Source organism: Collinsella sp. BM28, from assembly GCF_054551995.1.
In genome coordinates this window covers 778,175-792,279 of the sequence record NZ_JBTOLJ010000001.1, presented here as the reverse complement: position 1 = coordinate 792,279, position 14,105 = coordinate 778,175, and the positions used below count along the sequence as shown (strand labels likewise).

Below are 14,105 nucleotides of genomic sequence, written 5' to 3'. Positions count from 1 at the left end.
ATAGAAAATGGCTGTTACTTTCGAAGGTTACGAGCGCCGCGTTGAGAAGATCAACGCCTGCCTCGCCGAGAACGGCATCGCCTCCCTCGAGGAAGCCGAGCAGATCTGCCTCGACAAGGGCGTGAACGCCCGCGAGATCGTGCACGACACCCAGTCCATCGCATTCCAGAACGCCGAGTGGGCCTACACCCTGGGCTGCGCGCTGGCCATCAAGAAGGGCGCCAAGAGCGCTTCTGAGGCTGCCGCCATCATCGGTGAGGGCATCCAGGCCTTCACCGTTCCGGGCTCCGTCGCCGAGGACCGTAAGGTCGGTCTGGGCCACGGTAACCTGGGCGCCATGCTCCTGTCCGACGACACCGAGTGCTTCGCATTCCTCGCCGGTCACGAGTCCTTCGCAGCCGCTGAGGGCGCCATCAAGCTGGCCCTCAACGCCAACAAGGCCCGCAAGACGCCGCTTCGCGTCATCCTGAATGGCCTGGGCAAGGACGCCGCCCAGATCATCGCCCGCATCAACGGCTTCACCTATGTGAAGACCCAGTTCGATTACTTCACGGGTGAGCTCAAGGTCGTCGAGACCATCCCCTACTCCGATGGTCCCCGTGCCGCCGTCAACTGCTACGGCGCCGACGACGTCCGCGAGGGCGTTGCCATCATGTGGCACGAGAACGTGGACATCTCCATCACCGGTAACTCCACCAACCCCACGCGCTTCCAGCACCCCACCGCGGGCACCTACAAGAAGGAGCGCCTCGAGGCCGGCAAGAAGTACTTCTCCGTGGCCTCCGGTGGCGGTACCGGCCGCACCCTGCACCCGGACAACATGGGCGCCGGCCCTGCCTCCTACGGCATGACCGACACCATGGGCCGTATGCACTCCGACGCCCAGTTCGCCGGCTCCTCCTCCGTGCCCGCGCACGTCGACATGATGGGCCTCATCGGCATGGGCAACAACCCCATGGTCGGTGCCACCGTCGCCTGCGCCGTCGCCGTGAACGCCGCTATCAACGAGTAGCATTCGCGCCGCGCGAGACGCACGCCAACGACTCGGCAATACGGGCCGTCACCTTCGGGTGGCGGCCCTTTTTCTTGGAGAAGATTCCAGGTGGAGGATGGAGGGCGGACAGGCGGACACGGCAACGGGCGCACCCGCCGATGTACGGGCGCGACAGCCCTCAGGCGCACGAGAGGCGCGTACGCATATATCTAAAATTCAGACGATCTCATGCAATATCCGACTAGATGACTCGTATGACAAACCGTCCGCGCAATAGCATCTGCCGCGTACCGACCCGCGCGTCCGAACGATACCGCGACCACGTACCCTAGTGAACGGCGCATCATCGGCCAATCCGCAGATAGGAGAACCCCATGGAACTCAAATGCGATGTCCTCGTCATCGGAGGCGGCATTGCAGGCATCACCGCCGCAATCGAAGCCGCATCCCATGGCGCATCGGTGGCACTCGCCTGCGCCGGACCGCTATTCGGAGGATCGAGCTTCTACCCGGGCACATGGGGGCTCGGCCTCATCGGACCCGAATCCGATACCGACGAGGCGGATCTGATCGCATCCATCTTGCGCGTTGGCTGCGGTGTCGCCGATGAGAAGCTCGTGGAGACGTTCGTACGAGGTATTCGCCCGTCGATCGTCTGGCTCGAAGATGAGCTGGGCGTGAGGCTCAAACGTCCAGAGAGCACCGAAAGCGCCCTTGAATCAACCTTTATACCCTGCTTCGACCATAAACACCGTTTGTGGCGTGGCATCACACGAAAGGAGTTCGAGGCTGCCGCAAAGCGCGCGTTCGAGGAGCTCGGCATAGATGTCCTCGAACGATGCGAGCTGATGCGCCTCACCCGCGGCGAAGACGGAACGAGGGCGATTGTTGGTGCCATCCTCTACGACCGAAGGGCCCAGGAACTCTTCGGATGCATCGCCAACGCCGTCGTCCTCTCGACAGGTGGAACCGGAGGCCTATTCGAGCGAAGCCTCACCTCCCAAGACGTCCTAAGCTCCGCCCAGGGCATCGCCATGGATGCCGGCTGCTCCCTCGTCAACATTGAATTCATGCAGATGATGCCCGGCTTGGTCTACCCCGCCCGCGGCATCGTCTTCAATGAGAAGACGTTTCGCTACGCCATGTTCGAGGACGAGAACAAACTGCTGCCCAGGGAGCCAGAGGACCTCGGCGCGCTCCTTGAGATGCGCTCCGGGCACGGACCCTTCACCTGCCGTCTTGACGACGCACTCGTGGACATGGCGATTGACGCTGCTGGCGACGAGGGGCTTTCTGTTCGCTATCGATTCCCGCATGAGGGAGCCCCCGAATTTGTGAGGACATTCGCCCAATGGATGCAAGACGAGCTGGGCATCACTCCCGCGGATAACCTGCACGTCGCCATGTACGCACACGCGGCAAACGGTGGGATACAGATCGATGAATGTGCTCAGACCGGCGTGCCCGGTCTCTATGCCTGCGGTGAGGTGACGGGAGGCATGCACGGGGCCGATCGCATTGGAGGGCTCTCGAGCGCCAATGGACTCGTGTTTGGAAGGATTGCCGGCACACAGGCAGCGAAGGCAGCTCAGCGCGTGAAATCCGGTGCCGCGATACGTCATGTCGCGACACGCGCCCTCGAGCTGGCGCTTCAAGACATCCGCATGACGGAAGTGCCCCTCGACGACATGGATGCTTCCCGCATTGCGGGGGACATGAAGCGCACGATGAGCGCGCACGCCATGATCCAGCGCACCGAGGCAGGTCTCGCAGATGCGCTACAGGATATCGAGCAGTTACAGCATGAGGCACGTTTCCACGGAGCATGCCGCGACTGCGTCATCCCCCGTGACGCCTCACTCGCACGGGGAATTCGCATTTCCTCGCAGCTCAAGCTCGCTCACGCCATGCTAAGTGCCATGCGCGAACGACGTGAGAGCCTTGGGTCCCACTATCGACCCGATTATCCACCGCACATGCATCATCCGCGTGCCTGATCAACGTTGCTGCATCCCCCGGATTCAATGGGATGTAGCCGAACGCAATCGATTTGAGGAGCTAGAACACGCACATAAAGAAAAACTCCCTTGCGGGAGCATACATTCAATGGTGGGCGATCAGGGATTCGAACCCTGGACCTTGGGATTAAGAGTCCCCTGCTCTAGCCAGCTGAGCTAATCGCCCGTATGTCCAAAGGATGCAATGTGGTGGGCGATCAGGGATTCGAACCCTGGACCTTGGGATTAAGAGTCCCCTGCTCTAGCCAGCTGAGCTAATCGCCCTTTGCATCTGCCATGTGAAAGGGAATGGGGTGGGTAAAGGGACTCGAACCCTCGACCTACGGGACCACAACCCGTCGCTCTAGCCAACTGAGCTACACCCACCATGTCTGTCACACAGCGAAGAGTATTATGCACGCTCATGGCGTTCAATGCAAGGGGTAATTCAAGAAAAGTTTGAGAGCCTTGGCCTGAGGGTGAAAATCCATTGGCCCCATGGCCGTCCCATGCCCCACCGCCGGCTTCGCCCAATCCCGCGCAATGCGGTTACCCGCGCTTCGTACGCACTCAACACGGGTTGTTGCGACCTCTTCGCATCTTAATCCATGCTGTCCGGAACACGATGCCCGTTGCCGCCCCACAGCAGTCGAGGAGCACATCGACCACTTGCCCGGAACGATCGGCGACGAAGAGTTGAATCGTCTCATCAATAGATGGAATGAATGCGCAAAACACGGCGGTGGCGACAAGGGAAGCGCGCGACACGGCACCGGCCCTGTCGAACGCCTGCGATGCGAACAGACCGAGCACGAGATACTCGGTAAAATGCGCGGTCTTGCGAATGATGAAGTTCGTCAGCCACGCATAGGGAAGCCCCAGTGAGCGCAGCACCTCATGGGCACATTCCATGACACTCAAGCTTAAAGAACCGCTCCCCTGACCGGGAACGAGGGAGTTGCCCCATATGAAGGTGACGAACACCAAGGTGAGCAGCAGCCAGGGAATGCTCACCTTGGAACGAAACTGACTCGACAAGTTCGACAAGCCGAATTACCCCTCCGCAGACTGAAGCGCCGGCATCCCCGCCGTCCCGCCCTCGATGACCTTAAGGTACTCATGAGCGGTCCTGTGGACGCTTTTGGACGGGACCTTGTCGAACTCCTCCTCGATGATCGAGTTGACATGGCTATGCAGGCGCGTGGCATGACTGCCTTCGGCAATGGCCGCCATGCGCCTGGCATCCATGACTGAGGTCGCGGCAGGCTCGGCAACAGCGGGTGTGGAAGAGACGGATGTCAGAGCAGATACGCTCTCGTCAGCGAGGATGGCAAGCGCCGCCGCCCACATACCCTCATGGCCGGAGTAGTCGGCAACCGGGACGCTCGGAGCCTCCTGCGACCGTACTTGTTGAGCGGGGCTAGAAGCCTGGGCCGTTCGCACGGGGACCGCCGATTGGACGACGGGCGCGGACATGGTGGGAAGCACGGGCGCATGGGAGCGAGAGACGACCGAGGGACCGTACAGGGAGGCCATGGCCTCGTCGCGAGCATCGGCTTCGTCCAAATCGAAATCATCGACGAACGACCCACCCGCATTGGCAGCTTGAGGGACGGGGGTCGTGGCTCGAACGGCAGCGGTGGCAGCGGTAGCCGTGGCCGTGGTGACGGAGGTGGCGGCCGCTGCAGCGCGCTCGGAACGACGCAACTCCTCGAGCGCGATCTGGTACATATCCTTCGAACGCGTGGGGTCACAGCTGATAGGCGAGCCGTCCTTGAACATCGCGTCGATTTCGGCCCATGCCTCCATCTCGTCGAGTGCATCGACCGCGCGCGAGATCACAGGGACGCCGGCCGGGGTGCCCTTACGGGCAAAGCGCTTGCCCCGTGGTGCCGAGGATGTCTGGGAGTGCGAATTGGAAGCACCCCTATTGATGACGCCCGTCTCGTACATGGACGAGAATCGCGCGGCCTCGGCCTCTTCGGCGGCGACACGATCGGCATGGACGTCGAGAAGATGACCCGTGAGCGCCAGCATGCCGACACCGGCGACGATACCGGCGGCGAACGGCATGGCGTCGGCGCGGACGACCTCGCTTACACCATCGAACGGCAAGCTCACAGCATACGCGGCAAGCGGAAGTGCAATGCCCAATCCCGCGGAGATGCCGACCGCGTTGCCACGATATCCAATTCTTGCCTCAGCCATGGCGCACTCCCTCGGTACCATACGTTTCATGACAGATGACCGCGCCAGACTACGTCGGGCGACGGCTTGAGGTCGGATGGAAAAGATGAATGGTATGGCTCGATGGCGCAGTGCGCCCCAAGCAACGGATGGTGGTTCGTTTCATCTGCATTATTCCGTCGCGATCTTCGTTGATTATGTAAGAATTCGCAGGTATTTTCAAGTGAATTTGGCAAGTGGAAATCGGGAACAAAAACCTTGCCGATGCGAAATCGCACAAGCGATATCGATACGTAGGGAGTTCATATGCTGCGAGTCGCCATTGTCACGGGAGCAAGCTCCGGATTGGGCCGAGAGCTCGTCAGGCGCATAGACGCCGGCGAGGCAGGGCACATCGATGAGATCTGGGCCATTGCTCGGAGGCTCGAGCGTCTTGAGGCGCTTCGCCGCACGAGCTCGACGCCCGTTCGCCCCTTTTGCCTCGACCTCACCGATCCGTCTTCGTTCGAAGTCATCGAGGGAGCTCTTGCCGAGACGCCCGGCGCGGAAGTCGCGCTCCTGGTAAACAATGCGGGGTTCGGCATCTTTGGCTCGGTCGCCTCCCAGCGCACGAAAGACGGCGGCGCAATGGCACGTCTGCTCATGCAGGCACCGGTCGAGCTCATCTACCGTACCCTCCCTTATCTACGCGCCGGTTCCCGCATCATCAACATCTCGAGCGTGGCTGCGTTCATTCCCCAACCGAAGCTCGCTGTGTACTCGGCGGCAAAGCGGTTCGTCCTGGACCTCTCGCGCTCGCTCGACGCAGAACTCGGCAGCGCAGACATCCACGTGACCGCCGTGTGCCCCAAATTCATGAAGACCGAATTCCTTGACAAACCGGGCGACGATGTCGCCGCACGCGCCATGACCGCAATTGGATTCGAGAGCGCCGAGAACGTGGCGAAGGCAGCCCTACGTGCCTCGTGCGCGGGCAAAGACCTCTGCATCCCGTCCCTGGACATGCGGGCCTACTATGCCGTCTCGCGCGTGCTCCCCTACAAAGCCGCCCTGGCAGCGGAACGCCTGCTGGGCATCGTGTAGCCAAGATAATCCCCTCGCAACGCAAAAGAGCTGCGAGGGGATTGTCGTTTAGGCAGATTCTACAGTCACGTGATCCAAGAGCCCCTACAGCGCGTCGGGGTGGTCGGCCGCTTTCTTGGCGGTGCGGATAAGGAAATCCTGGTTGGAGTTCGTGCCTTTGAGGCCCTTGATGAAGGACGCGGCGGCACGCTCGGTGTTGTTCATTCCCGCCAGAATCCGGCGAATGCCCCACATGAACGGGCGCATCTGCTCGTCAACGAGCAGGTCCTCGTTGCGCGTGCCCGATGCCACTGGGTCGATGGCCGGGAAAATGCGACGGTCGGCCAGATCGCGATCGAGCTTGAGCTCCATATTGCCCGTGCCCTTGAACTCCTCAAAAATCACCTCGTCCATCTTGGAGCCGGTATCGATGAGCGCAGAGGCGAGGATCGTGAGGGATCCGCCGTTCTCGATATTGCGAGCCGCACCCAGGAAGCGTTTGGGCGGGTACAGCGCTGCGGAATCCACTCCGCCGGACAGGATGCGTCCGGACGCCGGTGCCGCGAGGTTATACGCGCGGGCGAGACGAGTGATGGAGTCGAGCACCACCACGACGTCGCCCCCGAGCTCCACGATGCGTTTGGCGCGCTCAATCACGAGCTCGGACACACGCGTGTGGTTTTCGGCGGGCATATCGAAGGTCGACGCCACGACGTCGCCCTTGATGGAGCGCTGCATGTCCGTGACTTCCTCGGGGCGCTCATCCACCAGCAGGCAGATGAGATGGACCTCGGGGTTGTTGATGGCGATGGACTGGCAGATCTTCTTGAGGATGGTGGTCTTGCCGGCCTTGGGCGGCGAGACGATCAGACCGCGCTGACCCTTGCCGATGGGGCTCACGATGTCGATGGCTCGGCCCGTGATGGAATCGCGACCATGCTCCATCTTGAGCGGCTCGTTGGGATAGATCGGCGTGAGGTCGGAGAACTTGGGGCGACGCTTGACCTCCTCGGGGTCCATACCGTTCACTGAGCGAAGCTTGGCGAGGCCGGGAAGTTTGTCGTTTGCGCGCATGGGGCGCAGCGTGCCCTCAACTAGGTCGCCGGGACGCAGGCCAGCGGCTCGAACCATCTGCGCAGGCACAAAGGCGTCGTCACGGCTGGGCATGTAACCGTGCGCACGGACGTACCCGAATCCCTGATTGTCGATATCGAGGATGCCCGAGATGTCACGGAAACCCTCGGCACGGGCGGCGGCGGCATACACGGCCTCAATGAGCTCGGGCTTTTTGATGCCGGTCGGATCAAGTTCGAGCTCGCGGGCCTTCTCGCGCAGCTCGGCCACCTTCATGGCGGCCAGCTCCTCGCGCTTAAGCGAGGGCTCGACGGGAGCAAAACGGTTATTGCGCTGCTTGCGGTTGTTCTGCTGGCGTTCGCGACGCTCGCGGCGCTCCGCGTTCTTGGAGGGAGTCTTGGGGCCCTTGTCATCACGCTCGCCATGTTCGGCGTCACGGCGATTCTGATGGGTGCGGCGGGTTTGCTTACCATCGGTACGGGCGTCGTCTTTGCCCTTGGACTCGTCCGTCTCTCCTTGTTGGGGAACCGAGGGCTGGGCGGCCGCCGTGTCGGAGGGAGCGGGCGCAACGGACGTCTGGGCCTTCTTCGCCCGAACACTGCGACCAGGGCGAGCGTCCTTCTTGGGCGCGGCGTCCTTCGGAGTCGGCACGTCCTCGGACTCTGCGTCTTGAACACCGGACGCGGGAACCTTAGGCTGCGCCTCATTGCTCGCTGCAGCCTGTTCGTCCCGGGCGGCCATCAACGCCGCCTGCTGGGCAGCCAGCGCCGCAGCAGCGGCTTTCTCCGCCTCAATATACGCCTTGGGCTTCCTGCCGCGACGATGCGGACGTAGTGCGGGGTCGATGAGCGGCACGGTGGGATTCTCCAACAAAGACGGAACTTCCGCGACCGGGGCCTCTCCGGCAACCATCTCCGCTGCACGTTCCGCCGCGCGGCGCTGACGACGGACCACTGATGCCTGGCTCACCTGAGCGAGCGCTCGAGCCTGGATGATCTCGGGAGATGCCGGCACGCCCGCCTCGTCCGCGGTCTTTGCCTTGCGCGCGCGGCGCTTCGGCTTCACTGCCGGCTCCGACTCGACATCACCGCCGGACTGCGCAGGGGCCTCCTCATCGGCAGAAGCTTTTTTTGCGGGCTTTTTGGCAGATGCCCTCTTTGCCGTGGTGCTCTTCCTGGCGGTGGAGCGCTTTTTGGCGGGAGCCTTTTCTGCGGCAGCCGCGCCCTCCCCCTCCGTTGGACGAATCGCCTCGACATCTGTCGCCTGAGCGGCAGTGGAAGCGGCGGGGCCAGCGGCACCCTCGGAAGCGGGGGCCGAAACGGGCGCGTTCTCGATATTCACTTCTTCAGACACGCGGCTCTACTTTCTTCTCGCGTTGGTAATGCGAGCGCTCTGATCTGTCCAAGAACGAGCTCGTAGTGGAATTCGTTGTAAAAGGGATGCAAAGCGCAGTTCGCGTTACGGCAAAATATACCATATTCCAACCAGACGGCAACAATGAGCTGCGAATCTGCCCACATCGTACCTGTATTCGACCAAAAATGCCCGGATGTCGACAAGACATCCGGGCAAAACGGCGCGTTTGGAAACGCCGCTCGGTTTCTCAGGTGCCGCAGATCGCGGCGAAAGAGGAGGGCGCACGCCTGGCGTGCGGCGCCCGACGATTGAGCCCCGAGATGCGGTGCCTGAGGAAGCCCCGGGCGTGCCACGGCACCCAAGATTGCCACGCGCCCAGAAGCGCAGTGTACTGACGTACATAAGCCTCTGGGCGCGCGTAAGGGAGGCGCGTTTGGAAACGCCGCTCGGTTTCTCAGGTGCCGCAGATCGCGGCGAAAGAGGAGGGCGCACGCCTGGCGTGCGGCGCCCGACGATTGAGCCCCGAGATGCGGTGCCTGAGGAAGCGAGCTACATCTTGGTGGGGGCGGAGACGCCGATAAGGCTCAGAACCAGGTCGAGGACGGAGCGCACGGCGTCGCAGGCGGCGAGGCGCGCGCGCGTGACCTCGGGCTCGACCGGACGACCCTCGCTCGGCAGGACCTGACAGGCCTGGTAGAAGCTGTGGAAGCCGGCGGCGAGCTCCTCGGCGAAGTGGGTCAGGCGGAAAGGCGCACGGTCGCGGGCGCAGCTGGCGATGAGGTCCTCAAGCTCGGAGATCTTACGGGAGAGCGCGAGCTCGGTGGGGTCGGTGAGCAGCGCGTAATCGACGTTCTCGCCGATGGCCTTGGCGGCCACGGCGTCCATGCCCATCTCAGCGGCCTGCTCAGGAGTGACGCCGGCGGCCTTGCGCAGGATGGAGCAGATGCGGGCGTGCGCGTACTGGACGTAGTACACGGGGTTGTTCTGGCTCTTCTCCTTGACGGCCTCGATATCGAAATCGATGGCCTGGTTGGAAGAGCGGGAGATCAGGGTGTAACGGGTGGCGTCGGCACCGACCTCGTCAACGAGCTCCTGGAAGGTGACCATGGTGCCCTTGCGCTTGGACATGCGGATCGGCTTGCCGTTGCGGAGCAGGTTCACGAACTGGCCGAGCAGGACCTCGAACTGACCAGGGTAGCCGAGCGCGTCGCAGACGCAGCGCACGCGGTTGATGTAACCGTGGTGGTCGCAGCCCCAGATGTCGATGACGTGGTCGACGCGCTGGAACTTATCCCAGTGATAGGCGACGTCGGAGGCGAAGTAGGTGTACTCACCATTGGCCTTCACCAGGACGCGATCCTTGTCGTCGCCCAGATCGGTGGAACGGAACCACAGGGCGCCGTCCTTGTTGTAGAGATAGCCCATCTCGTCGAGCTTGGCAAAGGCGCGGTCGACGGCGGAGGTGCCGGCGTTCGGGCCCTCGGTATCCTTGATGTAGACGGTGCGCTCGGAGAACCACTTGTCGAAATCGCAACGGACGTCGTGGCACAGCTGGCGCATGTTCTCGACCATCTTGGCGTAGCCCTCCTCGCGGAAGTAGAGCATGCGCTCCTCATCCGTGACATGGGCCCACTTGTCGCCGTCCTTCTTGTAGAACGCAGCGGCCTCGTCGATGATGTAGGTGCCGCCGTAGGCGTTGCCGCCCAGGCCCTCGGTGAAGGCGTCCATGTAGGGATGGGAATCGAGGTGCTCGTCGGCCTCGTCCTGGACGAAGTTGTCACGGTCCTGAGCCAGGAAGTCGCGAGCGCCGTCGATATCGAGGCCCTCCTTCTCCATGATCTCGATGAGCTGCATGTAGCGGTAAGAGATGGAGTTACCGAACACGTCCATCTGAGAACCGTGGTCGTTGATGTAGAACTCGCGCTGGATGTCATAGCCGGCGTGGCTCATGACGCGGCAGAGGGAGTCGCCGAGAGCGGCCCAACGGCCGTGGCCGACGTGCATCGGACCGACGGGGTTGGCGGAAACGAACTCGACCTGGGTCTTCAGGCCCTGGCCGACGTTGGACTTGGCAAAGTCCATGCCCTCCTTGCGAGCGACGTCCAGAATGGCGTTGTTGGCGGCGGCGTTCAGGTAGAAGTTGATGAAGCCGGGGCCGGCGACCTCGACCTTGGCGATCTCGGCGCTCTCGGGCATGTGGGCCACGATGGCGTCGGCGATCTTCTTGGGTGCGCAGTGGGCCAGCTTGGCGGACTTCATCGCGCAAGTGGAGGTCCACTCGCCATGAGAAGTGTCGGCCGGTCGCTCCATGCCACAATCCTCAAGCTCGAATGCGGGCAGGTCGCCAGCCTCCTGAGCAGCGGCCAGCGCAGCGCGTACCAGCTCTTCAATCTTCTCCGGCATAGAGGTCCTCCTCATCGTATGGCCCTGAGATGTCCTTCTCGCAGGGCTCATGTACAGATGCACTGTACTGTAGCACAGCGAATCCTCGAGACATCCTGAAATGGAGGTATTTGCATACTCCAGACGCGTTTTCTTTGCCTTTTTCACATCAAGACGAATAATCCTCGGTCGGATTATCAGTTAATCGATGTATCTTCACTGGATTTTGCATTTCCTTATTCATTTGAATTATCAGGTTTTGGTGCCATTTACCTAATTTCCGCACGTATTCGTGGTAATATAAAACCTATCGAGCGCGTAGAGTATTCAGTTGGAGGAAGCATGTTTCAAATCGGACAGCACGTTATTCACCCCGGGCAAGGTGTTTGCACCGTCACCGGATTCACCGAGGACAAAGCCCATCCCATGATTCTACTCTGCGCAAAGTCCGGACATGCGGAAACCCACCTCATGTACCCCCTTGCCCAACAGGACCGCCTGCATGCTATTATTTCACGCGAGGATGCCGAGAGCCTTTTGGGGAATTATGCCGATTTGCCGGTCGACACCTTTACGGAACGCAACAGCGCCCTCGAGGAAACGCACTTCAAGCAGCAGCTCAAACTGGGCGCACCCGAGACGGTGCGCGTGGCGAAAACCATGCACCATCGTATCAACGAGGCGGAGGCGCGGGGCAAAAAGCCCAGCAGCTATTATGCACGCGTGCTCAAGGAAGCGCATCGTCGCTCGGTCGAAGAGTTCGCGTTCGCGCTGGACGCCGAAGAGTCGACTGTCGAACAGCTCTTTATCGATGCGGCCACGAAGGCCGGCGAGATTCCTGCGGTCAACTAATCTCAATTGACGTTGCCGCGCGAGGGGCACGGGCCACATCGAACGAGCGCGTGCTATAGTGTGATGCAGCAAACCCCCCCCCTTCACCGGATGGGGGAATCAAGGTGTCCGATCCCCGACCATAGGTACGGCGTTCACGCGCTATAAGGCAGGGTCTCGGGCACCTTTTGTCTACAGGCACCGTCATTTGGAGGAAGCATGGCGCAGCTCAACGCCGGTATAACCCACGAGGCAGCGTTCAATCTGCTCAGCGAGCACAACAAGGATCCGTTCCACATCGAGCACGCCGAGACGGTCGAGCAGACCATGCGTTACTTCGCGCGCGAGTACGACCCCGAGAACGAGGAGTTCTGGGGCATCGTGGGTCTGCTGCACGACCTCGACTGGGAAGAGCACGACGATGACCCGATGAACCACACCATCTACGCCGCCAAGGACATCGAAGCGGCAGGCGGCAGCCCGGAGCTCATCCGCGCCATCCAAACGCACACGAGCGACTTCAACACAAGCCTTCCCCGCCCCGAGCTCATGATGGAGAAGATCTTGTTCGCCACCGAGGAGCTCACCGGCCTCATCGGCGCCGCCGTGGTCATGCGCCCCTCCAAGAGCGTGATGGACTTCAACGTTAAATCGCTCAAGAAGAAGTTCAAGGACAAGCGCTTCGCCGCCGGCGTGAGCCGCGACGTGATCCGCTCCGGAGCCGAGATGCTCGGATGGGAGCTCGACGAGCTGTTCGCCCGCACCATCGAGGCCATGCAGTCCTTCGCGCCCGACCGCGACAGCTTCGTCGCCGAGTAACCGTCCCCGCAGGCGGGTGCACCGCACCGCGTAAGAAACAGGATAGGCCCCACAGCTTGATCGACGAGCTGCGGGGTCTCTTGCTAAGCAGGTGCCATCATGCGCTACGGGCGCACCTGGCCGGTGCCGCGAAGCTCGTACTTGTAGGTAGTGAGGGCCTCGGCGGCAAACGGGCCGCGGGCGTGGAGCTTTTGGGTGGAGATGCCGATCTCGGCTCCCAGGCCGAACTCCCCGCCATCGGTGAAGCGCGTGCTCGCGTTGGCGTAGACCGCCGCCGCATCGACCTCGCGCAGGAAGCGGTCGCATGCGTCCGCGTCCTCGGCGACGATACACTCAGAGTGACCGGTTCCATAGCGATTCACGTGCGCAATGGCATCGTCCAAACCATTCACCGTGTGCACGCTGATATCGAGCGAGAGGTACTCGCGTCCCCAATCCTCGTCCGTTGCATCGACGAAGGAGCCGAGGATGTCGGCGTCGCGCGCAGCCTCTCGGGCAACGGAGTCTCCGTGAATAGTGACGCCCGCGGCGGCGAGCTCGGCGAGCATGCCGGGCAGGAACGCGTCCGCCACAGCCTCGTCCACGAGCAGGGACTCGCAGGCGTTGCACACGCCCACGCGCTGCGTCTTGGCATTCATCACAATGGCTCGCGCCTTGGCGAAGTCGGCACTCGCGTGCACGTACGTATGGCAATTCCCCGTGCCCGTCTCGATGACCGGCACCAGGCTCTCGCGCACGCAGCGCTGGATAAGGCCTGCGCCTCCGCGCGGAATGAGCACATCAACAACGCCCCGCAGGCTCATGAGCGCAGCGGTGGCTGCACGGTCGGTGGTCTCGATAATGGATACGCAGGCGCGGTCGAATCCGTACGCCTCAACGGCATCCGCCAAGATATGAGCGATCGCCACGCAGCTGTTCTGGGCGATGGAGCCACCACGCAAGATGCAGGCGTTGCCCGTGCGGACGCAAATGCCCGCGGCATCGGCTGTGACGTTGGGACGCGCCTCGTACACCATGGCGACCAGTCCCAGCGGCACGCTTACACGGCGCAGGTGGACGCCCTGGTCGATATCACGCTCATCGAGCACGCGCGCCACCGGATCGGGCAGATCGGCAAGCTTTTCCAACCCTGCGGCCATCCCCTCGATGCGCACGGGGGTGAGCAACAGGCGATCGAGCAGACCCTCGGACGTACCGGCGGCGCGGGCAGCGTCCATGTCGGCAGCATTAGCGGTCAGAACCTCGTCCGCGCGATCACGCAGCGCTACGGCCATAGCGCGCACGGTGGCGCAACGGGCCTCATCGGAGGCGAACCCAAGGGAGCGCGAGGCCTGCTTTGCCCTGCGGGCGAGATCCTCGACATATCCGGCAATGTCGTTCATGGCAATCTCCTCACATATGTA

The 14,105-nt window shown here is 62.2% G+C and carries 10 protein-coding genes and 3 tRNA genes; 5 read left to right on the top strand and 8 right to left on the bottom strand.

From position 1 onward, the window contains the following. Window positions 1-7 precede the first annotated feature (7 nt). Together ACX9NZ_RS03375 and ACX9NZ_RS03370 are read left to right on the top strand one after the other, a co-directional pair. Window positions 8-1,012, top strand: coding sequence for a GGGtGRT protein (locus ACX9NZ_RS03375; RefSeq protein WP_118653319.1), 1,005 nt, complete (start codon window positions 8-10; stop codon window positions 1,010-1,012). A 356-nt stretch (window positions 1,013-1,368) separates the two neighbouring features. After that, the gene (locus tag ACX9NZ_RS03370; protein WP_407495958.1) at window positions 1,369-2,991 is read left to right on the top strand and encodes an FAD-dependent oxidoreductase; all 1,623 of its coding nucleotides are present in this window, start codon (window positions 1,369-1,371) and stop codon (window positions 2,989-2,991) included. Window positions 2,992-3,101: 110 nt separating this feature from the next. Here the strand turns inward: ACX9NZ_RS03370 and ACX9NZ_RS03365 are convergent. The 5 genes from ACX9NZ_RS03365 to ACX9NZ_RS03345 all read right to left on the bottom strand — a co-directional run bounded on the left by ACX9NZ_RS03365 (window position 3,102) and on the right by ACX9NZ_RS03345 (window position 5,199). Continuing rightward, window positions 3,102-3,178, bottom strand: a tRNA-Lys gene (locus tag ACX9NZ_RS03365). A gap of 21 nt (window positions 3,179-3,199) precedes the next feature. After that, window positions 3,200-3,276 (bottom strand) — tRNA-Lys (locus tag ACX9NZ_RS03360). Window positions 3,277-3,301: 25 nt separating this feature from the next. After that, window positions 3,302-3,378 (bottom strand) — tRNA-His (locus tag ACX9NZ_RS03355). A 183-nt stretch (window positions 3,379-3,561) separates the two neighbouring features. Continuing rightward, window positions 3,562-4,038 (bottom strand): VanZ family protein, encoded by a 477-nt coding sequence (locus ACX9NZ_RS03350; RefSeq protein WP_304292024.1) that lies wholly within the window; start codon window positions 4,036-4,038, stop codon window positions 3,562-3,564. 6 nt (window positions 4,039-4,044) lie between these two features. Continuing rightward, window positions 4,045-5,199 (bottom strand): hypothetical protein, encoded by a 1,155-nt coding sequence (locus ACX9NZ_RS03345; RefSeq protein ID WP_294123928.1) that lies wholly within the window; start codon window positions 5,197-5,199, stop codon window positions 4,045-4,047. A 285-nt stretch (window positions 5,200-5,484) separates the two neighbouring features. Here ACX9NZ_RS03345 and ACX9NZ_RS03340 point away from each other — a divergent pair, with 285 nt between their 5' ends. Continuing rightward, window positions 5,485-6,261, top strand: coding sequence for an SDR family NAD(P)-dependent oxidoreductase (locus ACX9NZ_RS03340; RefSeq protein ID WP_407495955.1), 777 nt, complete (start codon window positions 5,485-5,487; stop codon window positions 6,259-6,261). 84 nt (window positions 6,262-6,345) lie between these two features. Here ACX9NZ_RS03340 and rho read toward each other — a convergent pair whose 3' ends face one another. Further along, on the bottom strand, window positions 6,346-8,667 hold the full coding sequence (gene rho, locus ACX9NZ_RS03335) for a transcription termination factor Rho (RefSeq protein WP_330005641.1): 2,322 nt from the start codon (window positions 8,665-8,667) through the stop codon (window positions 6,346-6,348). Between the two features lie 552 nt (window positions 8,668-9,219). Further along, on the bottom strand, window positions 9,220-11,073 hold the full coding sequence (argS, locus tag ACX9NZ_RS03330; RefSeq protein WP_302742749.1) for an arginine--tRNA ligase: 1,854 nt from the start codon (window positions 11,071-11,073) through the stop codon (window positions 9,220-9,222). A 321-nt stretch (window positions 11,074-11,394) separates the two neighbouring features. On the opposite strand from argS, the gene ACX9NZ_RS03325 reads away from it, so the two are divergent. Together ACX9NZ_RS03325 and ACX9NZ_RS03320 are read left to right on the top strand one after the other, a co-directional pair. Next, the gene (locus ACX9NZ_RS03325) at window positions 11,395-11,904 is read left to right on the top strand and encodes a CarD family transcriptional regulator (protein ID WP_118653305.1); all 510 of its coding nucleotides are present in this window, start codon (window positions 11,395-11,397) and stop codon (window positions 11,902-11,904) included. A 198-nt stretch (window positions 11,905-12,102) separates the two neighbouring features. Next, entirely contained in the window at window positions 12,103-12,702 is a 600-nt protein-coding gene (locus ACX9NZ_RS03320) for an HD domain-containing protein (protein ID WP_118653303.1), read from the top strand. Window positions 12,703-12,806: 104 nt separating this feature from the next. On the opposite strand, the gene ACX9NZ_RS03315 is transcribed toward ACX9NZ_RS03320, so the two are convergent. Continuing rightward, window positions 12,807-14,084 (bottom strand): glutamate-5-semialdehyde dehydrogenase, encoded by a 1,278-nt coding sequence (locus ACX9NZ_RS03315; protein WP_118653301.1) that lies wholly within the window; start codon window positions 14,082-14,084, stop codon window positions 12,807-12,809. Window positions 14,085-14,105: the final 21 nt, after the last annotated feature.

Bases quoted from the DNA above. Each gene is read 5' to 3' on its own strand.
- ACX9NZ_RS03370 (WP_407495958.1), top strand. From the start codon at position 1,369: ATGGAACTCAAATGCGATGTCCTCGTCATCGGAGGCGGCATTGCAGGC.
- ACX9NZ_RS03320 (WP_118653303.1), top strand. From the start codon at position 12,103: ATGGCGCAGCTCAACGCCGGTATAACCCACGAGGCAGCGTTCAATCTG.
- ACX9NZ_RS03345 (WP_294123928.1), bottom strand. From the start codon at position 5,199: ATGGCTGAGGCAAGAATTGGATATCGTGGCAACGCGGTCGGCATCTCC.
- ACX9NZ_RS03340 (WP_407495955.1), top strand. From the start codon at position 5,485: ATGCTGCGAGTCGCCATTGTCACGGGAGCAAGCTCCGGATTGGGCCGA.
- ACX9NZ_RS03315 (WP_118653301.1), bottom strand. From the start codon at position 14,084: ATGAACGACATTGCCGGATATGTCGAGGATCTCGCCCGCAGGGCAAAG.
- ACX9NZ_RS03375 (WP_118653319.1), top strand. From the start codon at position 8: ATGGCTGTTACTTTCGAAGGTTACGAGCGCCGCGTTGAGAAGATCAAC.
- ACX9NZ_RS03325 (WP_118653305.1), top strand. From the start codon at position 11,395: ATGTTTCAAATCGGACAGCACGTTATTCACCCCGGGCAAGGTGTTTGC.
- argS (WP_302742749.1), bottom strand. From the start codon at position 11,073: ATGCCGGAGAAGATTGAAGAGCTGGTACGCGCTGCGCTGGCCGCTGCT.